23 protein-coding genes are annotated in these 24,837 nt (G+C 70.9%); 16 read left to right on the forward strand and 7 right to left on the reverse strand.

Annotation, left to right across the window (positions count from 1 at the left end; all coding sequences use genetic code 11):
• Positions 1-129: 129 nt before the first annotated feature.
• Together bdeA and AC0693_RS12995 are read right to left on the reverse strand one after the other, a co-directional pair.
• Entirely contained in the window at positions 130-1,134 is a 1,005-nt protein-coding gene (bdeA, locus tag AC0693_RS12990) for a bis(hydroxyethyl) terephthalate hydrolase (protein WP_478739148.1), read from the reverse strand.
• A gap of 198 nt (positions 1,135-1,332) precedes the next feature.
• The gene (locus AC0693_RS12995) at positions 1,333-2,520 is read right to left on the reverse strand and encodes a PucR family transcriptional regulator (protein WP_478801738.1); all 1,188 of its coding nucleotides are present in this window, start codon (positions 2,518-2,520) and stop codon (positions 1,333-1,335) included.
• Positions 2,521-2,705: 185 nt separating this feature from the next.
• Here AC0693_RS12995 and AC0693_RS13000 point away from each other — a divergent pair, with 185 nt between their 5' ends.
• The 6 genes from AC0693_RS13000 to AC0693_RS13025 all read left to right on the forward strand — a co-directional run bounded on the left by AC0693_RS13000 (position 2,706) and on the right by AC0693_RS13025 (position 8,439).
• Positions 2,706-3,503: an ABC transporter ATP-binding protein gene (locus AC0693_RS13000; RefSeq protein WP_478801739.1), complete on the forward strand. Its 798-nt coding sequence runs from the start codon at positions 2,706-2,708 to the stop codon at positions 3,501-3,503.
• Positions 3,500-4,294: an ABC transporter ATP-binding protein gene (locus tag AC0693_RS13005; RefSeq protein ID WP_478801740.1), complete on the forward strand. Its 795-nt coding sequence runs from the start codon at positions 3,500-3,502 to the stop codon at positions 4,292-4,294. Before AC0693_RS13000 ends, AC0693_RS13005 begins: the two co-directional genes overlap by 4 nt.
• Entirely contained in the window at positions 4,291-5,181 is an 891-nt protein-coding gene (locus AC0693_RS13010; RefSeq protein ID WP_468469558.1) for a branched-chain amino acid ABC transporter permease, read from the forward strand. Before AC0693_RS13005 ends, AC0693_RS13010 begins: the two co-directional genes overlap by 4 nt.
• A complete protein-coding gene (locus AC0693_RS13015; protein WP_478801741.1) occupies positions 5,174-6,349 on the forward strand; it encodes a branched-chain amino acid ABC transporter permease in 1,176 nt (391 codons plus the stop codon). The genes AC0693_RS13010 and AC0693_RS13015 overlap by 8 nt, the downstream gene beginning before the upstream one ends.
• On the forward strand, positions 6,346-7,611 hold the full coding sequence (locus AC0693_RS13020) for an ABC transporter substrate-binding protein (RefSeq protein ID WP_469335101.1): 1,266 nt from the start codon (positions 6,346-6,348) through the stop codon (positions 7,609-7,611). Before AC0693_RS13015 ends, AC0693_RS13020 begins: the two co-directional genes overlap by 4 nt.
• Positions 7,612-7,698: 87 nt before the next feature.
• Positions 7,699-8,439 carry a class I SAM-dependent methyltransferase gene (locus AC0693_RS13025; protein ID WP_478801742.1) on the forward strand — a complete coding sequence of 247 codons (741 nt, stop codon included), beginning with the start codon at positions 7,699-7,701 and terminating at the stop codon, positions 8,437-8,439.
• Positions 8,440-8,502: 63 nt separating this feature from the next.
• Here the strand turns inward: AC0693_RS13025 and AC0693_RS13030 are convergent, their stop codons facing one another.
• The gene (locus AC0693_RS13030) at positions 8,503-9,933 is read right to left on the reverse strand and encodes a hypothetical protein (protein ID WP_478801743.1); all 1,431 of its coding nucleotides are present in this window, start codon (positions 9,931-9,933) and stop codon (positions 8,503-8,505) included.
• Positions 9,934-10,281: 348 nt separating this feature from the next.
• Here AC0693_RS13030 and AC0693_RS13035 point away from each other — a divergent pair, with 348 nt between their 5' ends.
• From AC0693_RS13035 to AC0693_RS13070, 8 genes are all read left to right on the forward strand, one after another.
• Positions 10,282-11,235: an ABC transporter substrate-binding protein gene (locus tag AC0693_RS13035; RefSeq protein WP_478801744.1), complete on the forward strand. Its 954-nt coding sequence runs from the start codon at positions 10,282-10,284 to the stop codon at positions 11,233-11,235.
• Between the two features lie 2 nt (positions 11,236-11,237).
• Positions 11,238-12,197, forward strand: a complete 960-nt coding sequence (locus tag AC0693_RS13040; protein ID WP_478801745.1) for an amino acid ABC transporter permease — start codon at positions 11,238-11,240, stop codon at positions 12,195-12,197.
• A complete protein-coding gene (locus AC0693_RS13045) occupies positions 12,197-12,958 on the forward strand; it encodes an amino acid ABC transporter ATP-binding protein (RefSeq protein WP_469316944.1) in 762 nt (253 codons plus the stop codon). Before AC0693_RS13040 ends, AC0693_RS13045 begins: the two co-directional genes overlap by 1 nt.
• A complete protein-coding gene (locus AC0693_RS13050) occupies positions 12,955-14,172 on the forward strand; it encodes a M20 family metallopeptidase (RefSeq protein ID WP_478801746.1) in 1,218 nt (405 codons plus the stop codon). Before AC0693_RS13045 ends, AC0693_RS13050 begins: the two co-directional genes overlap by 4 nt.
• Positions 14,173-14,248: 76 nt before the next feature.
• Complete coding sequence (locus tag AC0693_RS13055) at positions 14,249-15,565, forward strand: cyanophycinase (RefSeq protein ID WP_478801747.1); 1,317 nt, start codon at positions 14,249-14,251, stop codon at positions 15,563-15,565.
• Positions 15,566-15,677: 112 nt separating this feature from the next.
• Complete coding sequence (locus AC0693_RS13060) at positions 15,678-16,556, forward strand: MurR/RpiR family transcriptional regulator (RefSeq protein WP_478739164.1); 879 nt, start codon at positions 15,678-15,680, stop codon at positions 16,554-16,556.
• Positions 16,557-16,737: 181 nt separating this feature from the next.
• A complete protein-coding gene (locus tag AC0693_RS13065) occupies positions 16,738-18,306 on the forward strand; it encodes an RICIN domain-containing protein (protein ID WP_478801748.1) in 1,569 nt (522 codons plus the stop codon).
• Between the two features lie 121 nt (positions 18,307-18,427).
• The gene (locus AC0693_RS13070; RefSeq protein WP_478801749.1) at positions 18,428-18,955 is read left to right on the forward strand and encodes a hypothetical protein; all 528 of its coding nucleotides are present in this window, start codon (positions 18,428-18,430) and stop codon (positions 18,953-18,955) included.
• 201 nt (positions 18,956-19,156) lie between these two features.
• Here AC0693_RS13070 and AC0693_RS13075 read toward each other — a convergent pair whose 3' ends face one another.
• Entirely contained in the window at positions 19,157-19,621 is a 465-nt protein-coding gene (locus tag AC0693_RS13075; protein WP_478801750.1) for a hypothetical protein, read from the reverse strand.
• A 55-nt stretch (positions 19,622-19,676) separates the two neighbouring features.
• The gene (locus tag AC0693_RS13080; RefSeq protein ID WP_478801751.1) at positions 19,677-20,633 is read right to left on the reverse strand and encodes a GlxA family transcriptional regulator; all 957 of its coding nucleotides are present in this window, start codon (positions 20,631-20,633) and stop codon (positions 19,677-19,679) included.
• A 92-nt stretch (positions 20,634-20,725) separates the two neighbouring features.
• Here AC0693_RS13080 and AC0693_RS13085 point away from each other — a divergent pair, with 92 nt between their 5' ends.
• Both AC0693_RS13085 and AC0693_RS13090 read left to right on the forward strand, forming a co-directional pair.
• Positions 20,726-21,319 (forward strand): MBL fold metallo-hydrolase, encoded by a 594-nt coding sequence (locus tag AC0693_RS13085; protein WP_469316916.1) that lies wholly within the window; start codon positions 20,726-20,728, stop codon positions 21,317-21,319.
• 612 nt (positions 21,320-21,931) lie between these two features.
• Positions 21,932-22,126, forward strand: coding sequence for a DUF5708 family protein (locus AC0693_RS13090; protein WP_478801752.1), 195 nt, complete (start codon positions 21,932-21,934; stop codon positions 22,124-22,126).
• An 80-nt stretch (positions 22,127-22,206) separates the two neighbouring features.
• Here the strand turns inward: AC0693_RS13090 and AC0693_RS13095 are convergent, their stop codons facing one another.
• The gene (locus AC0693_RS13095; protein ID WP_468469526.1) at positions 22,207-22,905 is read right to left on the reverse strand and encodes an alpha/beta fold hydrolase; all 699 of its coding nucleotides are present in this window, start codon (positions 22,903-22,905) and stop codon (positions 22,207-22,209) included.
• A gap of 1,090 nt (positions 22,906-23,995) precedes the next feature.
• Positions 23,996-24,631, reverse strand: a complete 636-nt coding sequence (locus AC0693_RS13100) for a VOC family protein (protein ID WP_478739178.1) — start codon at positions 24,629-24,631, stop codon at positions 23,996-23,998.
• Positions 24,632-24,837 lie beyond the last annotated feature (206 nt).

Consider the following 24,837-nt stretch of genomic DNA (forward strand, 5'->3'; position numbering starts at 1 on the left):
GTGAGGCTACTGCGGTGCGGACATCGGCGGAAGACTCGCGGCAGCCGGTGGAGGGTTGGGGGTGCGGTCTCCACCGGCCGCAGCGGCGGTCGGGAGGTGCGGGGGCGGATCAGGATGCGCGGGGGCAGGTCACGAGGTGTGGGGGCAGGTTCCCCGGTACTCCTCGATGGTCAGGCTCGGCCTGGGCAGGGGGCAGAGGAACTGTTCGTAGCGGGTGTCGTTGTCGATGAACCGCTTCAGCCAGGCGACGCTGTACTTGCCGATGGTGGTGTTCGACGTGTTCGGCGTGAAGTGGGTGGCGTTGTTGAGTTCCAGGTACGCCTTGTCGAGGGTGCTCGGCATGCTGGTGTAGAAGGGCTCCGAGTGCGTGAGGACCGGTGCGACGGTATCGCCGTCGGCCCCCACGACCAGGGTCGGCGTCTGGATCTCGGGCCAGGACTTGTCGAGGTTCCAGCCGGTGAGCGCGATGGCCGCTTGGAGCGAAGGCCTGCTCTTGGCGGCCTCCAGCGTCCCGCCACCGCCCATGGAGTGGCCCATCACACCGAGCCGCGTAGCGTCGATCCTGGAGCGGACGGTGCTGCGCTGGGTCAGGTAGTCCAGGGCGGAGAGCAGTTGGCGCCCTCTGCTGTCGGGCTGGTCGAGGGTGGTGAGCGTGTCGATGGTCATGACGACGAATCCCTGGGAGGCCAGTCGCGGGCCCAGCCAGGCGATCGAGGACTGGGTGGCGGTGTACCCGGGCGAGATGACGACGGCGCCGAAGGTCCCGTCGCTGGTCGCCGTCGGGTAGTAGACGGTGCCGCCGCCGAAACCCGTGACGCCCAGCGCGGGGACGCTGGTCTGCGAGACCGCGTAGGGGCCGCGGGCGGCCTCGATGCTCGACGTGGTCGGCGCGGGTCCCCGCTCGTACGGGTTTGCCGCGACCTGCATCTCGGTCCGCTCCGTGGCGTGCGCCGCCGACGCGGTGTACGGGGCGAGCGCGCCGAGGGCCAGCGTCGCCGCCAGTGCGGCCACGAGCGGACGGAGCCCCGCCCTCCCGGAGCCGGCGCGACCGGCGGCCCGGCCCTTCGTACCGACATCGTGTCCGGGGCCGGCGTGGTGGGTCCGGTGGGTGTTCTCGGTGTGTAGCTGCTGCACGAGGGTGTCGTCCTCTCGGTCGTGGCGGACGCGACCCGGCGCCACGCGGCCCGACCCGGCTGCGTGCCGAGTTCCGTACCGCCTGCCGGGAGCACCGCCGCTGTCGCTGGCCGGACCACTGTCAGGGCGCGTCCGTCCGGCGCACATCGGTGGAATCACCGGTCTCACGTACGGGCCACGCGGCGGACGCCCCCGCGGTCATCCGCCCGACAGGCGGTACGCGTCCCGCGCCAGGGTCAGCGCGATCAGGTCCCGGGGGCGGGAGAGCGATTTCGACGTCAGGTGCTCCAGCCGGCGCAGACGGTTGAAGACCGTGTTGCGGTGGCAGTACAGGCGGCCGGCCGCGCGCCCTGCCGAACCCTCCGCGGCCAGCCAGGCGTCGAGGGTCTCCAGCAGCATCGCCCGGTCCGCCGGGTCCAGTTCCAGCAGCGGACCGAGCACCGCCTGGACCAGCTCGGCCGACAGTTCGGGCTGGCGGACCACCAGCGCCGTGGGCAGCCGGTCGGCCAGCTGCACCAGTGCCCGCTCCTCCGGCCCGCAGGTCCGCAGCGCCGTCTCCGCCAGCCGCCGGGCCCGGCCCAGCTGAGCCAGTCCGTCCACCGCCGGGCTGATCCCGCCCGGCCCCGGGCAGCGGTCCGTGAGCTCCGCGGCAAGGTCGGCCGGGGAGGAGTCGCCCAGGGCCACCACGGCCAGTTCCCGGTCCGTGCGCATCCGCCAGAACAGCCGCATCCCGCCCGCCGCCGACACCCGGTGCACCGCGTCGCCGCGGTCGGCCGGCAGCACCACCACCGCGTACCGCCCCTGCTCCGGCAGGTCCAGCGCGAGCGCCACCTGGGCGGCCAGGGCCGGCGCCGAGTCCCCTTCGAGCAGGGCGTCCAGGAGGGCCTGCACCCGTTCGTCGCTGCGCCTGCGCATCTCCGCCTCCGCGGTGCGGTACGCCTCGGCCGTCGCGGCCGCCTGCTCCTCGATGCCCGCCCACATCGGACCGGCCGCGCGCGCCAGTACCGCCAGCGCCTCCGGCTCCTTGTCGGTGACGATGTCCAGCAGCGCGTCCCAGGTGAGCCGCCCCGCCCTGCGGTAGGCGTACAGCAGCAGGTCGAGCGGCAGCCCCTGCTCGGCCCGTCGGCTGCCCAGCTCCTCGGCGTACACGAGGTCCTTGCGCGGCGCGGACCGGCCCGCGGCGAAGGCCTCGATGCCGTAGTGCATCGCCTCGCTGACCTGTTGCCAGTGCTCGTCGCGCGGCACGGCCAGGTCGAACAGCGGCGAGTGCCTCGCCAGCTCCTCGATGAGCTGGTCGGTCAGCCCGGGAATGCCGTCGGTCAGTACGTCCGCCGCCGACAGCAGGACCGACCACTCCTGATCCGTGCGCGTTCTGCGTCCACCCATGGCCGCCGAGGATGTACCCCCCTCGGCCGCTGCCGACGGCACACGCGCCAGGACTGTGCTGCTGCACAACGCGTTCCGATTCCGGCTGGTCATCAGCAGCGATTCCCCCTCCGGCCGTGGACGGCCGACACGGCCCGGTGCTGGTGTGTGCGCCAGCACACGGTCGTCCGGAGGAAGGAGAGGACGTGGGTTCGCTACAGGTACGCGCGCTGTCCGTCGGCTACGGGCCGGTCCGGGCCCTGCGCTCCGTATCGCTCGACGTACCCGCCGGCGCGGTGGTCGTCGTACTCGGGGGGAACGGCGCCGGAAAGTCGACGCTGCTGCGCGCGGTCTCCCGGACGCTCGGCTTCCATCGGGGCGCCGCCACGGGCGGGAGCGTCAGCTTCGACGGGCGGCCGCTGGACGGGCTCGGTCCGGACCGGGTCGTGGCCGCGGGCGTGGTGCACGTGCCCGAGGGCCGGGCGGTGTTCACCCGGATGACCGTCGCGGACAACCTGCGGGCCGGGGCACTCGGCGGCCGCGCGGGCTCCCGCGCCGACACGGCCCGCTCCCTCGCCCGGGTGCACGAGCTGTTCCCCGTGCTGGCCGAGCGGGCGCGCCAGCGCGCCGGGCTGCTGTCCGGCGGCGAGCAGCAGATGCTCGCCCTGGGCCGGGCCCTGATGGCCCGCCCCCGCCTGCTGCTGCTCGACGAACCCACCCTCGGACTGGCGCCGCGCATGGCCGCCACCATCGCCGAGACCATCACGGAGATCAACGCCTCGGGCGCCTCGGTCCTGCTCGTCGAACAGAACGCCGCCCTGGCGCTGCGCCTGTCCTCCCACGCCTACGTCCTGGAGGTCGGCGAGGTGACCCTCGAAGGCCCGGCCGCCGCACTGGCCGCCTCGGACGAGGTGCGCCGCCGCTACCTCGGCATCACGGACGAGACCGGGCCCGCACCGGCCCCCACCGGGCCGCGGCGGGAACTGCGCAGGTGGGCCCGGTGAGCGCACCCTGGTCCCCGCCGCCCCCGCTCACCGTCACCGACGTCACCGTCCGCTTCTCCGGCCTGACGGCGCTCGACTCCGTCTCCTTCACGGTCGATCCCGGCAGCGTCCACGCCGTCATCGGACCCAACGGAGCGGGCAAGTCCACCTGTTTCAACGTGCTCTCCGGCGTGTACCGGGCCACGGGCGGCAGCGTCCGGTTCGGCGCCGCCGAACTCACCGGCCTCGCCCCGCACGCCATCGCCGGCCTCGGTGTCGCCCGCACCTTCCAGAACCTGGCGCTGCCCCCGCGGGCCACCGTCGCCGACACCCTCCTGCTGGGCCGCCACCGGCTGATGCGCACCGGGTTCCTGGCCGCCGGACTGCGGCTGCCCGCCGCCGCCCGCGAGGAGCGCCGGCACCGTGAGCGGGTCCGGGAGATCGCCGCCTTCGTCGGCCTGGACGGCGATCTCGCGGCTGCGGCGGGCTCCCTCCCGTACGGAAAGCAGAAGCTGGTCGAGCTGGCCCGGGCCCTGTGCATGGAGCCGCGGCTCCTGCTCCTCGACGAGCCCGTCGCCGGCATGACCGCGGACGAGAGACAGCGCACGGCCGCCGTCATCGCCGGCGTCCGCGACGGCCTCGGCATCTCGATCGTGCTCGTCGAACACGACATGGGGGTGGTGATGCGGCTCGCGGACGCGGTGACCGTACTCGACTTCGGCAGGCGCATCGGCGGCGGCACTCCCGCGCAGGTGCAAAACGATCCCGCGGTCGTCCGCGCGTACCTCGGAGAGGAGGAACCGGCCGCATGACGACCTTCCTCGAACTGCTCCTCGGCGGGCTCTCCATGGGCTCCGTCTACGCGCTGATCGCCCTCGGTTTCGTGGTCATCTTCAAGGCGACCGAGGTGGTCAACTTCGCCCACGCCTCCCTGCTGCTGGCCGGCGGGTACGTCACCGCGACGCTGCACGAGGAACTCGGTTTCTGGGGCGCGCTCCTGGCGGGCACCCTCGCGGCCGCCGCGGTGGGCGCGGCGATCGAGTTCCTGGTGATGCGGCGCTACCGCGGCCAGGACCAGAGCGTGCTGGCCATCGTCACCATCGGCGTCGACATCCTCCTCATCACCGACCTCACCCGGCGCATCGGTACCGACGTGCTCCCGCTCGGCGATCCGTGGGGGGACCGGGTCGTCCACCTGGGCGCGGTCACCGTGCCGCAGACCCGGATCGCGGCCATCCTCGCCGCGGGCCTGCTGATCACCGTCTTCCTGCTGGTGTTCCGCCACACCTCCTGGGGCGTGGCCATGCGCGCCGCCGCGGAACGGCCCGAGACGGCCGCGCTCATGGGCGTACGGCTGGGCCGTGTCTCCCTCGCGGCCTGGGCGGTCGCCGGGGCACTGGCGGCCGTGGCGGCGCTCTTCCTGACGGTGTTCCCCACGCCCGGCCTGGAGCGGGCCACGTCGCTGGCCGCCCTCAAGGCCTTCCCCGCCGCGATCCTCGGCGGCCTCGACTCCACCTCCGGCGCGCTGGCCGGCGGCCTGATCGTCGGCGTCACCGAGGCGCTGGCCACCGGATACCAGGGGCAACTGGCCTTCCTCGGCCGCGGCATCGGCGACCTGGCTCCGTACCTCGTGATGATCGCGGTCCTGCTGATCCGCCCCGCCGGACTCTTCGGCACGAAGGAGCTCGCCCGTGTCTGACACCCGCGGCCCTGCAGGGCGCACCCGGTCCGCCGCCGAACCCGCCACCGGGGCCGATGCCACCCATGCAGCCGCCACCGGGGCAGCGCCGCGGCCACGGCCGCTCAGCGCGCGGAACGCGGCCGCGGCAGCGGCGGGAGTGGTGCTCCTCGCGCTGCCCTTCTACCTCGACCGGTTCTGGCTGCAGGCCGGACTCTTCGCCATCGCCGCCGCCATCGGAGCCATCGGCCTCAACCTGCTGACCGGCGCCACCGGCCAGCTGTCGATGGGCCACGCCTTCTTCCTCGCCGTCGGTGTGTACGGGTACTGCGCGCTCGCCGGGGACGGCAGCACGGCCGGCGGCCACACCCTGGTCGGGCTCGGCCTGCCAGGCTGGCTCGCCGCGGCCTTGGCCGTCGCCCTGACCGGGGCCGCGGGCGGCCTCTTCAGCCCCATCGCCGGCCGCCTGCGTGGCGCGTACCTCGGCATCGCCACGCTCGCCCTGATCTTCATCGGCCAGCACGTGCTGTTCAACGCCACCAGCCTCACCGGCGGCTTCAACGGCCGCGCCGTGGAACCGCTGTCCCTCCTCGGCCTCACCTTCGACGACACCGAGACCGTCATCGCCGCCGTCCCCTTCCGCTCCGCCGAGAAGCTCTGGTACCCGGCGCTGGCCGCCCTCCTCGGCGGCGCCCTGTTCGCCCGCGGAGTCCTGCGCGGCCGCCCCGGCCGGGCCATGAACGCCCTGCGCGACCACAGCATCGCCGCCGGGGTGATGGGGGTGCCGGTCGCCCGGTACCGGAGCGCCGTCTTCGTCCTGTCGTCCATGTACGCGGGGCTGGCCGGCGTCCTGCTGGCCCTGGTCTTCCAGCGCACCGTGCCCGACTACTTCGGGATGGTCCTGTCCCTGGAGTACCTCGCCATGATCGTGATCGGCGGCCTGGGTACGGTCACGGGCGCCGTCGTCGGCGCGGTCTTCGTCTCCCTGCTGCCCCAGCTGCTCACGCGCTACAGCGACGCCCTCCCGCTGGTGTCCGCCCCCGGGACGGGCGGCGTCTCGCCGGGCGAGGCCTCGCGCTACCTGTACGGAGCCGCCGTCGTCGCGGTCGTCCTGTTCCTGCCCGGCGGCCTCACCGGCATCCCCCGGACCTTCCGGACCCGCACCACATCCCCGAAGGAGCGAACGTGAACGGAAGAACGCTCTGTGCCGCGGCCCTGGCGGCCGCACTCGTCCTGACCGGCGCCGCCGGATGCAGCGGCAAGGCCAAGACCGATGCCGGGGGCGACAAGCCCGCCGCGGGCGGGGTCAAGACCGGAGCCGGGGTGAGCGAGAAGACCATCAAGCTCGGCGCGCTCACGGACATGACCGGTGTCTACGCCTCACTCGGCAAGAGCGTCACCCAGGCGCAGCAACTGTGGGCGAAGCAGACCAACGCGGCCGGCGGCATCTGCGGGCGCACGATCGAGCTGACCGTGCGCGATCACGGCTACGACCCCCAGAAGGCCCTCGCCGCCTACACCGAGCTGGAACCCTCGGTGCTCGGCTTCGCCCAGTTCATCGGCTCCCCGTTCGTCGCCGCCGTCAAGCAGCGCATCGACGGGCAGGACAAGGGCCTGGTCATTCCCCAGGCCTGGTCCGCCTCGCTGCTGGGCAGCCCGTACATCCGCACGGTGGGGGCGACGTACGACGTCGAGACCATCAACGCGGTCGGCTTCCTCCTCGACCAGAAGAGGATCGCCGCGGGTGACAAGATCGGGCACGTCTACTTCGAGGGCGACTACGGAGAGAACGCGCTGACCGGGGCCAAGGCCGCCGCCGCGGACGCCGGGTTGAGCGTCGTCGAGCAGAAGATCAAGCCGACCGACAACGACATGACGGCCCAGGTGGCCGCGCTCAAACAGGCCGGGGTCAAGGCCGTCATCGTCAGCGCCGGCCCCCGCCAGGCCGCCTCCCTCGTGGGGGTCGCGGCGGCGGGCGGCTGGAACGTGCCGGTCGTCGGCAACAACTCGGCCTTCTCCCCGCAGCTCCTGGCCACCCCGGCGGGCGCGGCCCTGCAGAAGGACTACTACGTCGCCTCCTCCGCCCTGCCGATCGGCTCGGCCGAGGCGGGCCCGGCAGCCCTGGCCGCCGCGTACAAGGCGGAATATCCGGGCTCCGGACTCGACAACGGCGTCGTGGCCGGTTTCACGGCCGGCGCCCTGTTCGGGGAGGTGCTGAAGAAGGCCTGCGCGGAGAAGGACCTGACCCGCGAAGGCGTCCGGGCGGCGCTGCTGAGCCTGAAGTCCTATGACAACGGCTTCGGGATCACCCACGACTTCTCGGACCCGAAGGCCCCGTCCACCCGGCAGAGCGTGATCATGAAACCCGACGCGGCGGTCCCGGGCGGCATGCGGGTCGTGAAGGAAGCCGCGTCGGCCCCCGCCGCGGCGAAGTTCACGCCCACTGGCTGAGCGGCCCGACGGCGCGGCTGCCCGGTGCCCGAGGCGGATGCGGTAATCGTGTTGACCGCCCCCGGCATGCAGTGCTGGAGTCGGCGCGTGGACAGCATCCCCGCCAACCGGCGGTTCTGGAACCGGATCAGCAGCACCTACCAGCAGGAGCACGACCCGCAGATCGGCGCAACGCCCCGGCTGTGGGGGATGTACTCCCTCCCCGACGCACACCTGCGCGCCCTCGGCGACGTCACCGGCAAGCGCGTCCTCGAACTCGGCTGCGGCGCGGGCCAATGGTCCAGAGCGCTCGCCGCCGAGGGTGCCGACGTGGTCGGGATCGACCTGTCCGAAGCCCAAGTCGCGGCGGCCGTGCGGGAGATGGGAGCCGTTTGCTACCCGCTGGTGCAAGGCGCCGCCGAACACCTGCCGTTCGCCGACGAAAGCTTCGACCTGGTGTTCTGCGACCACGGCGGGCTCAGCTGGGCGCCGCCGCACCTCGCCGTCCCGCAAGCCGCACGGGTCCTGCGCCGCGGCGGGCGCCTGGTGTTCAACGTCGCCGGCCCATGGTTCGAAGCCTGCTACGACGAAGCCGCCCGCCGTGTGACCACGACGCTGCAGAAGGACTACTTCGGGCTGGACACCATCGACGAAGGCGAGGGCGCGACCAGCTACCAGCTCACCTACGGAGGCTGGGTCAAGGTCCTGTGCGGCGCGGGTCTCGTCATCGACGACCTCATCGAGCCGCGGCCGGCACCCGGCACGCCCAACGGCTACAACGAAACCGACCCGCCGGACTGGGCACACCGCTGGCCGGCGGAAATGCTCTGGGTGGCCCACAAACCGTAAGTCCCGCTGAACGCGGATGCGCCGGACCGGCCGCGGATCGGCCGGTCCGGCGCATGCCGGGTCTCAGGTCTTGGTCACGGTGCAGGTGTAGGGGGAGCTGCCGGAACCCTGGTAGGCGTCCAGTTCGAGGCAGTAGGCAGCGCTTCCCGCGGCGGTGCGGGTGAAGGAGAGCGCTTCGTCGGCGCCCACGCCGTTGTTCACGGAGCGGCCGATGGTGGTCCCCGCGGAGTCCAGGAGGTACAGGTCGGCGTCGTAGGCGTCGGGGACGGCGCACTGGACGCCTACCTGCGCACCGGCCGCGAAGGAGAGGCGGAAGTAGTCGCGGTCGGTGCCGGAAGCCATGGTGCCGGTGAGCGCGGCGGGGAATGCCAGGGTGGTGGCGTCATCGGCGGTCGCGCGGGTGTCGTTCGTCTCGGATTCGGTCAGCGTGGCCGTGTTTCCGGGTGCCGTGCAGGTGCTCTGGGGAGTGCCGGTGTAGGGGTCGGCGTCAAGGACGCCGTTCGTCACGCTGCGAAGGTAGTAACCGCAGGTGGGGCGGTTCTTGAAGTCGTAGCTCTGGCCGGGGCCCAGTCGCCAGATCTTGTAGCCGGAGAAGCTCAGCGGCTTGCCCGAAGAGGCCTGCTCGGGCTGGTGGTCGCCGAGGACGACGAAGGCCTCCTTGCCGTAGAGGGTTGCCTTGCCGTTCTTGTCGAGGAGGAGGGAGCTGCCTTCCTCGACCCCGACGCCCCAGGCTTTCCCTGCGGAGGTCCGTCCGTCCTTGATGGCGCGGGCGACGAAGGCCATGGTGCGGCCCATCCGGTCGCGGGTGGTGAAGTGTGAGTCGTTGATGACGCCCGCGTAGTTCGGCCAGTCGAACATGCCGGTCGTGAAGGTGGCGTAGCGGTCGTAGGGGTTCGCGAGGGCCTCGGCGCTGGTGATGCTGCCCTTGCAGGCGTCGTAGACGATGGGGCTGTTGATGTGGTGTCCGGCGCTCCCACCGCCCGACCCGCCGCCCCTGGCGACGGCGGACTCGACGGACGCCTCCAGGGCGGTGCCCTTCCAGGCGGCGTAGCGGCACTGGTCGCCACCGGCGAAGTAGACGAACTCCGCTGCGCGGATGTCCGCGTTGACCTGGCTGTTGTTGCCGTCCGATGCGGCGGTCAGGGTCCAGCTGGTACACGAGTTGACGCCCGGCAGGGCCATGACCGCGTCGCACTCGGGGGTGGGGCTCCCCGTGGTGGGTGCGGAGCCGGCGAGGACGACGACGTCGAGGCTCCCGGTACCGCCGCGGATGGCGTCGAGGGCGGCGGTCATGGAGCCGGGGTTGATCTTTCCGTCGCCGTTCATGGTGACGGCCGGCCCCTGCCAGGACGTTCGGCTGACGTCCGACGCACTGCCGAGGCGGACCCGGGTGGTTGCCGCCTCGGCGGGCAGTGCGGTGGCGAGCGAACCGGCGAGGGTGAGGAGCGCGACCGCGGCCGAGGCCAGGGTCGCGTGTCTGAAGTGGGTGCCCATGGGGACTCCAGGGGGTGGGGGGGCTTTGGACGGCCGAGAGGGGTGCGGTGGCGCCTCCCGCACGAGTCCGGGCCGGACCGAACCGAGCTGGCAGCGTCGGCGTGGTAGCGGAACTTACAAGCCAGCGTTCATTTTCGGAAGATGTAATCGAAAAAACGCGGCTGCCTCTCCTCCTCGGGCCGAGATGCCTGCTCGGACGGCCTGCCGTGGTCTCATCCCCCGGAGGATCCTGCCGTCACGTGAATGTAACGGGCGATACATCTAGCCAAAGTCTGGGTGCATCTGTAATTTACCGCTGTGCGACGGAGAAGACTCCCGTCGGCCCAAGACCGGAGAGGTCCACCTCTGATGAACACTCGCCTGCCCCGCCACGCGCTCACAGCGCTCGCCGCCATGGCCGTTCTGACCACCCTCACAGCCTGCTCGGACACCGCGGGAGACGCCGCCGCCGACTCGGCGGACGGACGGCTCACCGTCGCCGGGGTCGCCATCGCCAAGGACACGACGCTCCACGACGCCCTGCCCGAGGCCATCAGGAAGACGGGGACGGTTCGGGTGGCCACGGACGTCCCGTACGCGCCCTTCGAGATGTTCGTGGCCGAGGGCAAGCCGGAGCTGACCGGCCTCGACTACGACCTGGGGCAGGCGCTCGGGGCGAAGCTCGGCGTGAAGTTCGCCTTCACCCCCCAGAAGTTCGACGGGATCGTGCCCGCCATCCAGGCCGGCAAGTTCGACGCGGCCATGTCGGCGATGACCGACAACAAGGAACGGCAAACGGTCGTCGACTTCGTCGACTACTCCGTCTCCGGCTCCGGAATCATGGTGCTCAAGGGGAACCCTGCCAAGATCTCGACGCTGGACGACCTGTGCGGCAAGAAGGTCGCGGTCCAGGCGGCCACGAACCAGCTCGATCTGCTCAAGGAGCACCAGGCCGCGTGCAAGTCCGCGGGCAAGGGCGAGATCGCCGTCCAGACCTTCCCCAAGGACTCCGACGCTCAGCTCGCTCTGCGCTCGGACAAGGTGGTGGCCCAGGTGCAGACGAAGCCCGCCGCGGGCTGGACCGCGAAGACCGCTGACAGAGGCAGCGCCTTCGAGGTCGTCAACGACCCTGCTGCTGAGGGGGGTTACGCGGCCTCTCCCAATGGAATCGCCGTGTCCAAGAAGCTGCCCGAGCTCAGCGCCGCGATCCAGAAGGCACTGCAGTCCCTGATCGACGACGGCGCCGTCACCAAGATCTTCGACAAGTACGGCGTCGCCTCCATCGCGGTCAAGGAAGCCACGAAGAACACGGAGGTCAATTAACCGTGGCTCACGCAACCACCTCCGCGGGCACCTCCCGGACAGACCTGAATCCCGACGCGCTCCACGTCGTACCCGTGCGCCACTACGGCCGCTGGGCGGCCGCGGTTGCCGCCGTGACCGCCCTCGTCGGCCTGGCCGGCTCCCTGGCGAAGAACGACAACCTGCACTGGGACGTCGTGGGCCACTACCTCTTCGCCGACCTGATCTTCGACGGTCTCGCCACCACCCTGTGGCTGACCGCCGCCGCCATGGCCCTCGGCCTCGGTCTCGGCACGCTCATCGCGGTGATGCGGCTCTCCTCGAGTCCCGTCCTCCACGGTCTGGCGACCCTCTTCGTGTGGGTCTTCCGCGGCACACCGCTCCTGGTCCAGATCATCTTCTGGGGCTACGCCGGCGCGCTCTACAAGTACGTGATGATCGGGATCCCCTTCACCGACATCACTTTCCTCAGCGTCGAGACCAATACGCTCCTCACCCCCGCCGTCGCGGCGCTTCTGGCCCTCGGGCTCAACGAGGCCGCCTACGCCTCGGAGATCGTGAGAGCCGGTATCCAGTCCGTCGACCCCGGGCAGGCCGAGGCGGCCCACTCGCTGGGCATGCGTCCGGCCCTGACCATGCGGCGGGTCGTCCTGCCGCAGGCCATGCGCGTCATCATCCCGCCGATGGGCAACGAGACCATCAACATGCTGAAGATGACAGCCCTGGTCTCCGTCATCTCCGCGCATGACCTGATGTCCAACATCCAGGACGTCTACGCCCAGAACTACCAGGTCATCCCCATGCTCGTGGTGGCCAGCGTCTGGTATCTCGCACTGGTCACCCTGCTCGGCATTCCACAGGCGTGGCTCGAACGCCGGTACGGCCGCGGCACCTCCCGCGCCGGTCATGTCTCGCCGCTGCGGCGCATGCTCGGCGGCGCGGTGAGCCTGTTCCGTACGGACTCGAAGGAGGTCACCCGGTGATCACCCCCATGCTCCAAGCCCAGGGCGTACGCAAGCACTTCGGCCGGCTCGAGGTCCTCAAGGGCATCGACCTCACCGTCGAGCGCGGCCAGGTGTGCTGCCTGCTCGGACCCTCCGGCTCGGGCAAGTCCACCTTCCTGCGCTGCATCAACCACCTGGAGAAGATCGACGGCGGCATGCTCGCCGTCGAGGGCGACCTCGTCGGATACCGCAGGCAGGGCAACCGCCTCCTGGAACTCCGGGAGAAGGAGGTCGCCGACCGCCGCCGCGACATCGGCATGGTCTTCCAACGCTTCAACCTCTTCCCGCACATGACCGCTCTCGACAACGTGATGGAGGCCCCGCTCAACGTCGCCGGCACCTCCCGGCCGGAGGCCCGCCAGGACGCACAGCGGCTCCTCGAGCAGGTCGGACTGGCCGACCGGGCCGGCCACTACCCCGCTCAGCTCTCCGGAGGGCAGCAGCAGCGCGTCGCCATCGCCCGCGCCCTGGCGATGAAGCCGAAACTCATGCTCTTCGACGAGCCCACCTCCGCGCTCGACCCCGAGCTGGTGGGCGACGTCCTGGACGTGATGCGCCAACTCGCCGACGACGGCATGACGATGATCGTCGTCACCCACGAGATCGGCTTCGCCCGCGAGGTGGGTGACACGGCCGTCTTCATGGACGACGGGGTGGTCGTCGAAGCCGGAGATCCCCGCCAGGTCCTCGTCGACCCCGAGCAGGAACGCACCCGCGCCTTCCTCTCCAAGGTCCTGTGACCGCCCCCGCCCGGCAGCAGGCCGCGCTCGCCCGGACGCTCCTGCCCCACGCACAGCGCCACTTGCCCCTCTATCTAAGGGACTTGGCCCACCTGGTCTCCATCGACTCCGGCTCCCACAGCCCCCTCGGCGTCAACCGCGTCGCGGACTGGGTCCAGGAGCGGCTCGAACGGCTCGGTTTCGCGGTCCAGCGATTCGCGACCGGCGCGGGGGGACGTCCCGCCACAGGAGACACCCTCGTCGCCCGCCGGTCAGGACGACTGAACGCAGCCGGAGGCGGTCGCCGCATCCTCCTCGCGGCCCACATGGACACCGTCTTCGAGGACGGCACCGCCGCCGCACGCCCCTTCTCCCTGTCCGGGTCGAAAGCCCACGGCCCTGGGGTCAGCGATGACAAGGGCGGCCTGCTGGCCGGACTGACCGCGTTGGACATCCTCCGGGACCAGGGGATCGAGGAATACGCGGAGATCGTCTTCCTGGCCACCCCCGACGAGGAGATCGGAGCACCCGCCAGCCGCGAGGTCACCGAAGCGACAGCCCGCGGCATGCACTACGCCCTCGCCCTGGAATGCGCCCGGGAGAACGGTGACCTGGTCATCGCCCGCAAGGGGGTCGCGGACTTCCGCCTCACCGTCACGGGCCGCGCCGCCCACGCCGGCATCGAACCGGAACGCGGCGCCAACGCGGCCCTCACCGCCGCCCACCTCGTCGTCGCCCTGCAGAACCTCAACGGACACTGGGACGACGTCACCGTCAACGTCGGCGTCATCCGCGCCGGCACCCGAGCCAACATCGTCTGCCCCGATGCCGAACTCCACGTCGAGGTACGCGCGGCGACCCTCACGGACATCCGGCGCGTCAAGGACGCCATCACCCAAGCGGCCCAGCAGCCCGCCGTACCGGGAACCCGCGTACGCGTCGAACAACTCGACCTCTGCGCCCCCATGGAAGACACGCCCGCCTCGCGCACCATGCTCCACCACGCCCAAGCAGCCGCCCGCGCCCTCGGCTTCGACGTCGACGCCGTGGCCACCGGGGGAGCGGGCGACGGAAACCTCATCGCCGGTGCCGGCGTGCCGGTACTCGACGGCCTCGGTCCCGTGGGCGGCGCCGACCACAGCCCGCTCGAATGGCTCGACACCGCCACCGTCGCCCCGCGCATCGCCCTGCTCGCCTCCCTCATCGCGGCCCTGGGCGACGCCCGTACGCACTGAGACCCCCGGAGCTCCCGCGCGACGGTCTCCGGCCGGCAGCCATCCACACCCCTTTCGCCACGGAGGTACAAGGCACATGCGCATCCCCCATCCCCTCAGCCCTCCCAGCCCCCTCAGTCGTCGCGCCGTCCTGGCCGGCAGCACCGCCCTCGTCATCGCCCTCACCGCCGCCCCCGCCGGCGCCACCGCCCCCACGCCGAACCGTCCGGGGTCCCTCGTCCTGGTCGGTGGCGGCCTCCAGGACGACAACACCCGGATCTACGGCGAGATCATCAGGCGGGCGGGCGGAGCCAAGGCCCGCATAGGCGTCCTCACCGCCTCCTCGGTCCCGGCGAGCCGGGACCCGAACGCCGACGACCCGCAGAACTGCAGCAACTCCGCCTGCAACGGCGCCTATTACGCGGAGCTCTTCAAGCGGCACGGCGCGGCCGAAGCCCAATGGATCCCCATCGACCTCGACCACATCGCCAACGCCGACTCTCCGGCAGTCGTCGACCAGGTCAACTCCATGACCGGCTTCTTCTTCGGCGGCGGCGACCAGTACCGCTACGTCACCACCCTCCTGCACGGCGCCGCCCACACCGACTCCAAGGTCCTCGCCGCGATCCGGGCCAAGCTAGCGACCGGCGCGGTCGTCTCGGGCTCCTCGGCCGGCGCCCAGATCGCAGCGGGTGCCGACATGGTCACGGGAGGCGATTCCTACCAGGCCCTGCGCGACGGCAGCACCCCCGGCTACTTCGAGGACCCCACGCGCCTCGGCTACCTCCCCGAAGGCGGCTTCGGCTTCCTGCGCTCCGGACTCATCGACACCCACACCGGCGCCAACGGGAGAGAGGGCCGCGCCGTGCGCCTGGCCGCGGACACGGGCCACGACCGCGTCTACGCGCTGGAAGAGAACACCGCCCTCGTCGTCGACCATCCGGGCACCACCCGCGAGGCCCTCACCGTCCTCGGCCCGAACGGAGTGGCCGTACTCGATCTACGCCACGCCCGCACCCGGCAGAGCGACGGCGGATGGTCCCTCGACGGAGCCGGCTACAGCTACCTCACCGACGGCGACCGCTACGACGCTCACCGTCGGTACGCCACCCCCGCGCCGGACAAGCGGCTCCTCGTCCCGCGAGGTGATCAGCCCGTAGCCGCCAACAACGACGTCTTCCACTCCGCGGCCAATCCCGACGGATCCCCGTACTCCCTGCGCTCCACCGCCCGTGCACTTCTCGAAACCCGGGCCCGGCGCACCGCTGCCGCGACCACCTTCGAAAGCGGTCCCCGCTTCACCGTGACACTGGCCAAAACGCCCGCCACGACGAGCTGGACCACCGTGCCCGGCAGCGCGCAGAGCATCCTCTCGCTCGCCGTCTCCATCCGGCCCGAACAACGACGCCCCTGATCCCACCGGCTCCGGCGCATCCCGCCGGAGCGCGGCCGGGCGCGCTGCCGCATCCGCCGGACCAGCCGATAGGCTCGGCGGATGCGGTCCGCACCCCCTCGAAAGGAAAAACATGGCAGCCGGCTCACTCGCCGACGACATCCGCAGCAAACTGGGTGACCTCAGCCCGGCCGAACGCAAGGTCGCCCGAGTGCTCCTGGCCGGCTACCCCGCCTCGGGCTTCGAGACCATCGCCACCATCGCCGAGAGAGCCGCCGTCTCCGCCCCCACCGTCCTGCGCTTCGCCGGCCGCCTCGGCTACCGCGGCTTTCCGGATTTCCAGGCGGCCCTGCGCGCGGAACTCGACGAACGCAACGCCTCCCCGCTGTCGTTGTACGAGTCCACCGACTACGGCCGGCAGACCGGCCCGCAGACCGATGCCGGAGACGACAGCCTCCTGTCACGCGGCAGCGCCCTGATCACCGCCGCGGTCGGGAACACCCTCGCCGAGATCCCCCCGCACGACCTCGATCAGACCATCAGGATCCTCAGCGACCGCAAACGCCGGATCACCCTGACCGGAGGCCGCTTCACGCACCTCCTGGCCCAGTACCTGGCCATGCACCTCATGCAACTGCGCGATGACGTCCGCGTCCTGCCCGAAGGCGCGGTGCAACGCACCGCCCACCTCACGCACCTGTCCCGCCGCGACGCCGTCATCCTCTTCGACTTCCGCCGCTACGAGGCGGACAAGGCGGCGATCGCCCAGATGACGCGTGAGGCCGGCGGCAAGGTCATCGTCTTCACCGACGCCTGGCTCTCCCCGGCGACGTCCCAGGCCGATGTCGTCCTCCCCAGCCAGGTCGCCACCCTCTCCCCGTACGACAGCCTCGTGCCCACCCTGGCGGTGGTGGAGACGGTCATCGCCGGCGTGATGCAGGCCCTCGGCCAGGACGCCCACCAACACCTCCGGCAATCCGAGGACACGGCCCGCCGCATCGGGCTGGTCTGACCGGTGGGTCTCCCGCCGGCCGCGACCCGGCCATTGCCCCTGCGCTGGTGACCGGCCAGCAATGGCCGGTCTCCTGGCCTGTCCGACCTGCACCTCTAGCACCTAGCTTCCGGATGTCCGGCCCGCAGCGCACACCGCGGCGCGGCCATGAAGCGGCACAGCCGAAGCTCAGGGAGCGACGATGAAGACAATCAGGAGCAGAACCGCGAGGCTTCTCCTCGCGCCCGCAGTCGTTCTGGGGCTGTTCGCCCCGGTCCTGGCCGCGGCCCCGGCGGGGGCGGCCCCGGCCGGCGCGGCGGCGGACGAGGCGTACACCTTCACCAACCCCGACGGCATCCTCAACTCCACGGGCAACAACGACGGGAACCAGATCTCCGTCACCCCCGACGGGATGAACTACACGCAGTGGCGCCTCATCAAGCTCAGCGCTCCCGGCCAGTTCAACATCGCCAGCACGTCCTCCGGGAAGTGCATCTATGCGAGCCAGCCCGCCACTCAGATGTCGTGCGGCCAAGACGGTGAGCAGTGGCACTTCCGCCCGGTCGACGGCAAGCCGAACACCTTCGGCATCATCCGCCGTGCCGAAGCGGGCACGGAGTACTGCATGGACAACCGTGGCGGTCTCCACCTGTGGGGCATCCTGGCCCAGCCCAACGTCTGCAACGGCAGCGCGAGCCAGCAGTGGACGCTGCCCGAGTACAAGGCAGCGGAAGCCAGGAGCCTCGCCCTGGACTACTACAGCGACCTGTGTTCCAAGAAGATTTCCACCTGCTCGTGGAAGCAGCGCTCCGAAGGGCAGCCCGAGGTACTGCCCAGGCGTCCCGCTTCTTCGGTCTGGTTCAACGACACCAGTGCCACGATGACCCAGATCTTCACCACGATCTACCACTCCGGCTGGGCCCAGTCCTTCTCTGCCGGCCTGTCGACCTCGGTCGGAGTCTCCACCCCGGTCCAGGCCATGATCAGCAACCAGCTGACCGCGACGCAGACGTACACCTCGGACGAGTCGACGATCAACGGCATCTCCGTGACCGTCCCGCCCAAGAGTTACGCCTGGGTCGACTTCGCCGCCGTCGGCAAGAAGGTCACCGGAACCTGGACGTTCGACACCGACAACCAGCCGTGGACGGCCGACGCGACCATCACGGTCCCGGTCATCAACTCCACGGCCGGCACGACGATGTACGTGGCCCGCACGAGCGCGAACCCTCCCGGTACTGGCTCCACCAGCGACGACGTCAAGCCCACCGTCATCGCGAAGACCGCGTCCGCCGTCATGGACGTGCCCGCGGGCGGCAAGCTGAGCGCCGTACAGGGCGGCGTCAGGGTCAGTGACGCGGACGGCGCGACCATTGCGACGGTCATGCCCGGCGCAGTCACCGACACCAACGGCGTCATCCACAAGGCCGCTCTGGCAGTGCAGGGCGCCACCGTCACTCAGACCATCGAAGGCGTCACCGGCGACACCATCACCGGAACCCTGTCGCCCCCGACCTTCTCCCTGGGCTCCGGCGCTCCCGCCGGCTACGCCTCCGCCATGAAGAACACCCGGACGATGGCAACGGCATCCTTCAGCGTCTCCCAGAACAGCGACGCGTACGACAAGTGCATGGCCGCGAAGATCGGCACCAGCATCGTCAGCGGAGGAGTCTCCGGCCTCCTCGGCGGTCCCCCCGGGGTTGCCGTAGGGATGATGACGGGCGCCTTCAGTGGCATCGTCATAGGAACGGTGACCTGCCCGAAGAAGTAGCCCGCCCCGCCGAACGAACCACCGTGTCCCTCCGCTGCCCAGCCGGCGGGGGGACACGGCTCTCTCGCGCCGGTTCGAGGACGATCGCCCCGCTGCGGGCGGAGCGATAGGATCCGCGCTCGTGGACGACATACGCCAGGCGAGGATCACCTTCAGCGGGACCCTGAGGCGGGAGGAGTTCGACGAGGCGGTTGCAGCCACCGGGATGTTCCGGCGCATCCGGTGGCTCATCGGGGTGGCTGCCGTGCTGATGGCGGCCTTGAGCCTGCAACCTCTCGCCGGCGGCGGCCCGGTCAACGGCGTCATGCTCACCTTCGCGGTGGTCTACGGGGTGCTCGGCGTGTTCCTGCCCCCGCTGCTCACGGGCCGCGCGTTCCGCGCCGACCAGGCCAAGGGGGAGAAGCAGGCCACCATCGACGCCGCCGGCTTCGTCATCGCCCGCGGCGGCGAGGAACTGATGCGGGTGCCGTGGCGCAGCGTGCACCGCTCCTACGAGACGGAGCGGGTGTACGCCGTGACCGGCCGCGTCGGCTGGAAGGCGGGCCTGCTGATCGTGCCCAAGCGGTTGCTCACCGGGGCCGGCGAGGTTGAGCTGATGGGCGTGCTCCTGGAGACCTGGGTCGGCCGGTCCGAGGGCCGCGGGGCGTAGCGCAACCTCCTGGGCAAGACGGCGACCGCCACAGCCTGGTTCGGGCTCCGGAGTTTCAGCGGCGTGGGGGGCACCGGACCTTGGGGTGCCGTTCGAGCGATCAGCCCGCCAGCCAGTCGCCGGGCACCGACTCACGCAACTGCTCCAGTGCCTCTTCGGTCCGGGCCCGCACGTCAAGGCAGAAGCCATCGAACTCGCGGATCAGGACATCAGGGCCGGCGAACCACCGGATGTCGCGCCCACAGCCAGAAGCTCCCCAAAATGCCCTACCACGCCGGCCTCGTCAGCGCCCAGCTCCAGGAAGTCGCTCAACCCGCCGTCAAACAGCACCACCTCGGACATGACCATCGCGATGCAAGCCACCGTCAGGCTCGACTCCCAGGGGTCCCATCGCTCCTGCGACTTGTCGGCGAGATCCGAACGGATCACGGTGCCGGGATCATCGTCGTCCAGGTCCGTCAGCAGGACGCCCCAGGAGGCGGCGCCTTGATTCTCCACCCGGTACACGAGAGCGCCGTCAACCACATGCAACTCGTCAGGGCTGAGCAGGGCGTCGTGATTGCTGGTGAGGTCAGTCCGGCGTCCGAGCAGGAGGTAAGCCTCGCGAAGCGCTGCGGGCAGAACCAAGCCCAGGCGCCGCTCGGCTGCCCTGGCCTCGTCAAACATCCTGCAGTCACATCCCGGCGGGGGCGCAGCTCCGCGGCATACCGGCCGGCTGGTTCTACGGCGTGCTGGTGAAGGTCCGGCGGTAGGAGCGGGGTGGGACTCCCCGGCGGCGTACGAACTGTTCGCGCAGCACGGCCGCGCTCGCGTAGCCGACCCGGTGGGCGATCTCCTCGACGGGGAGGTCCGTGGTTTCCAGGAGTTCCTCGGCTCTGCTCAGCCGCAGGCTCCGGAGCCAGGCGTGCGGGGTGGTGCCGGTCGCGGCGGTGAAGCGGCGGGCGAAGGAGCGTTTGCTCATCAGGGCGCGCCGGGCCAACTCCGAGACGGGCAGCGGCTCGTGGAGGTGCTCGCGGGCCCAGCCGAGGACCTCGGCGAGCCGCTCGTCCTGGCCGTTTTCGGGGACGGGTGCAGCCAGGTACTGAGCCTGCCCTCCGTCGCGGTGGGAGGGCAACACCACGTCCCGGGCGACGGTGTTGGCCAGCGCCGAGCCGTACTCCCGCCTCATCAGGTGGAGGCACAGGTCGAAGCCCGCGGCGGCGCCCGCGCCCGTGACGATGTCTCCCTCGTCGATGTAGAGCGCGTCGGGTTCCACGGTGACCTGCGGGTGCCGGCCGGCGAGCAGTTCGGCGAACCGCCAGTGCGTGGTCGCCCGTCGGCCGTCGAGGAGTCCGGCGGCGGCGAGGGCGAACGTGCCCACGCAGTGCGCCGCGATGACGGCACCGCGCCCGTGTGCGGCCCTCAGCGCGTCGAGTACGGCGGGGGTCGGGGGCGTGCGGAACCCGGCCCCGGGCAGGGCGATGAGCAGATCGGCGTCGGCGAGCCGGTCCAGCCCGTGCGCGATGGACAGCGGTACGCCACAGTCGGTCGGCACCGGCCCCGGCCGGTCGGTGCACAGGGCGAAGTCGAAACCGGGCAGCGCGGCCCCGTGGGGACCGAACACCTCGGTGACGATGCCGACGGCGAGCATGCCGACGCCGGGAGGGACGTAGGCGGCGACGGTCTTGAAAGGCGGCATGGGCACAGCGTGGCACACGGTTGGCAGGAATCCTGCGGTGAGGGGCATCTGTGCCACTCGTAGAGGTCGGCCGCACTCGGCAGGATCGAGGCATGACAAACGCACCGCTCGGCCGCAACGCCACCTTCAAGGTTCTGACCACCGGCTACGTGGGTTCCACCGGCCCCGGGGTCGCCGCCACGGTCTCCTACATCTCCGACGCGGGACGGCATGTGATCTTCGACCCTGGCATGGTGGCGAGCCGCGATCACATCCTCGCCCCGCTCGCGGAGCTGGGGCTCGGCCCCGATGACATCACCGATGTGGTGCTCAGCCACCACCATCCGGACAACACCATGAACGTGGGCCTCTTCGGTCGCGCCCGGGTGCACGACCACAAGGTGGAGTACGTGGACGACCGCTGGACGAACCGGGACGCGGAGGGCTACGAACTCACCCCTTCGCTGCGGCTGATCCGCACCCCGGGCCACAGCCTCGAGGACATCACGCTGCTGGCGGGCACGGCCTCGGGCGTGGTGGCCTTCGCGGGCGACCTGTGGTGGCACGCCGATGGTCCGGCGGACGACCCCGTGTCCCCGGACCGCGAACTACTGCGCGCCTCCCGGCTGCGGGTGCTGGCCGCGGCGGACCTGATCGTGCCCGGCCACGGCGGCCCCTTCGTGGCCGATGACACCACTGCGCGCTGACCGTTGCGTCCTCTCGCGGGTGGCTGCCGACACAGAGCGCCTTCTGGCCGCCCGTGTGGGAAACGGAGGCTTTCTGCGAACACCAGCGGATACCGTGAGAGGCGAACGGCCAGGGGTGGATTCTCGAAGGGGCTTGCCGTGGTGACGATAGCGTTGCTCTTCGGACCGCTTGCCGGTGCGGTGGCCATCCTCGTCTGGGTCCTACGAAGGCGCGGCAACGGGGCGACAGAGAACGCAGAAGGACTGCTGATCGAAGCGGGGAGGCGCCACGAGGCTTTGCGCGAGCGGAGTTTCTACAGCGCACTGGCCCACAATCAGACTGTGCCCTTCGTGTGGAACGACTACGGGCATCGGCGGCCTTGACGAACCGGCTCCTTCACCTCGCCGACCCGGCACCCCGGATCGTCCGACGGACGGTTCCGGGGTAAGCCCACCGGTAGCGCTCGTGGGGCGGAGCGACATGGCGAAGGCCGTGGCTTCCGGTCCACCGAAGTGTGTAGTGCGCATCTCCTCCGGCGGGCCGAGGTCACGCCCCGCGTCCCCGCCTAGGGTTGTGAGCGAACAACAGCCCTGGGCGTCAGGGACGTAGCGACCTCAAGGAGATCAGCCGCCATGGCTCCCGCCACGAAGAACATCGTTGAGGGTGCGGTCTGCGCCGTCATAGGAGTTGCGCTGGGCCTGTTCACCGAGGGTGTTCACATTCCTGTCTTCACGCTCACGAAGGTGGGCATCGTTCTGATCGCCATCGGTGGCGTACAGCTGCTCTACGGCGTGTACCAGGCGTTCAGCGCGCAGCGTGTGGAATAGCGGACGGCCGGGCAGCGGCCCGGTGTCTGGTCAGGCGCATGTGCCATGACTGCGACCAACACGCTTGCAAGGAACAGCCGTTACCCCCCGGTGGCTTCCAGGATGAGCCGCGCCAGTTCGCGCGGCTGGGAGAACATCGGCCAGTGGCCGGTGTCCATCTCGACCAGCCGCCAGTGCTCGCTCTTGAGCAGCTCCGCGACGTCGTCGCTCGGCTCGGCCCCGTCGAGCAGGCACTTGACGTACGTCGCCGGGAGCTCTCCCAGCGGCCTCCCCAGGACGGCCGGCTCCGTGAGCGTCGCGCCCGGGTGCGGCGTGGAGCCGCCGACGATCCGGGCGATCTGCTCGTCGGTGAGCCCCTGCCCCTCGTAATCGGGCGCGCTCCGCGGGGCCCAGAACCCGTCCTCCTCGGCGAGCGTCGCCTCGAAGGCCGCCTGCCCCTGCCACCAGGCGGAGGCGAAGGACTCGCCGTGCGTCGGCACGCAGGCGTCGACGAAGACGACCCGGGTCAGCCGGTCACCTATCCGCTCGGCGGCCTGCCCGACGGGGATGCCCGCGTAACTGTGACCGACCAGGACGACGTCCCTCAGCCCGAGCCGGTCGACCTCTCCCACGATGTCCTGCACATGTGCCTGCTGTCCGGCGGCCACGGCCCGCCGCTCAGCGAGCCCGGACAACGTCAGCGCGTGCGCACCATGCCCGGCCGCCTGCAGCTCCGGGACGACGTCGTCCCACGCCCACGATCCGAGCCACACTCCTGCAACCAGTACGAAATTCACCATGGCCGCACCCTAGCCGTGCGGTCCGACTGCCGCTCCCACAGCACGGCTGGGTGCGAGCGTGCCCGAGGTGACAGACGGAGCGCTGGGCGCGGTCTCGACAGCGGAAAATGTTCTTCCTGGGCCACTGACGTCAACAGCCCTGGCACCTGCGGGAGTCGGTGCCGACGCAGCCATGCGGTGGGACTGGGGCGTGGCGCCAGACGGTCACGGCGCCGTCATGCTCAGCATCGTGGAAAACCGCGAACCCAGCCACTGCCGTCGAGGCGGTCGAGCTTGCTCGCCGCCGCGGCGACCAGCAGGAAGCGCATTGGCAGGGGCGCAACGCGCTGGTAGGGGCCGCTGCGCATGTGGTGTGTGATGTTCGCGGGTATCCCGCGCAGCCACGGCTACGGACGGCCGGCAAGCGGGCCAGCATGTGCTGGAAGGACCCCGAGTCGGCCCGGAACGATCCGTCGGGGGGCCCGCAGACCAGGTCCGGCCAGGACGGCGGGCCGCACAGGGATCGCCCCTTGGCACCGTCCTTCGGCCACTGTGCAGGCTGAGACGGTGCCCGGAAAGCAGCCCCGAACCAGCAGAAGTCACGCCTTCGGTCGGCTTGCGGGGCATCCGCCCGGGGACAAGAAGGGCGACGAGCAGGGGGCGGCGTCCACCGGGCAGTCCTCGAGGGAGATCACTCGCTCGCACCACCTGCAAAGCAAGCCGGCTCGGGCGCCGACAGCGTTCAGGCGTCTCACTGCCTCTGCTGCAGAATCGAACGATGCCCGGCTGACAACCGTCGGCGTGGCGGCTTCAAGTACCTGCTTGCTTCGCCAGGCGCTCAGCCCGGTGATCGGCGGAGGCAGCGTAGAGGTCCCGGGCCTCGAGAACGCGCCGTCGAGGGCAAGGGCAACGGCAACGATCCCGGGCCGCCCTTCAGGGGAGAAGGGCGGCCCGGGATCGGGGGTGTGATCGAGAGCCGCGTAGTTTTGCTGGTGAGGGCGCAGCGTCAGGGCAGGGCCGACGTGCTGGACGGGGTCCGGTTCACGGACATCGAGCACGCCGAGTTCGACCTGTGGCAGCCGCGCCCCGATCAGCCCGTCGGACCCGGCGGTCAGATGGTGACCGGGCCGTGGGCGGTGGCGAACTCGACCGAGACGAGGCCCGGCTCCTCATCCTCGACCCAGGTGACGTCGATCTGGTCGAGGGGGTGGTCGGCCGGTTCACCGAGGAACTCGGCGATGGAGGCGGCGTCGCCGGCGATGGAGAGCCCGTGGATGGTGCTGGAGGTGCGCGGGTCGGCGCTCGGGCGCTCCTCGCAGGGGACCAACCACTGCAAAAAGTAGGGAAGTTGCGGGTCTTCCAGCAGTTCCAGCAGGCCGGTCTGCTTCCATCTCAGGTCGAACCCGTCGGGGCGGACACGATGGCCCTCGGCCGCGGTGCGGCCGAGGCGGGCCTCGACGGGGGTGATGTCGTCGACGGAGACCACCCAACCGAGCCAGCCGCCGCCCTCGGCGGCGCGGCGCGCGACCGCCTGGCCGAAGGGCGCGCGGTCTGCGGCGGGGTGGTCGAGCGTGGTGACGACCTCGACGTAGGTGCCGCCGCTCAGCGGGAGAATGAAATTGCGGGTGCCGAACCGCGGGTGCACGCCCCCGTCGACGAACCCGGCGCCGAGAGCCGATCCGATCCACTGGACGGTCGAGACGAAGCTGTCGCGGGCTACCGCGTAGGACACGTGATCAAGTCGCACTCCGACATCATCGCCCGACCACCCGTACACATCCCGACGCCACGCCCGCCGCTCCGGTCCCGTCCGCCGTGGATTCAGCCACGGAGGGTTCCCGGTCATCGTCATCCGGGCGGGGGCCAGGTCGGGGCCAGGTAGCAGTGCTGCCGCCTTGTCGAAACCCGCAACCTGCCCGGGCAGTGGCTGCCGCTCACTTCCTGGAGCTGGGG

The organism is Streptomyces sp. NPDC043876, assembly GCF_056435825.1.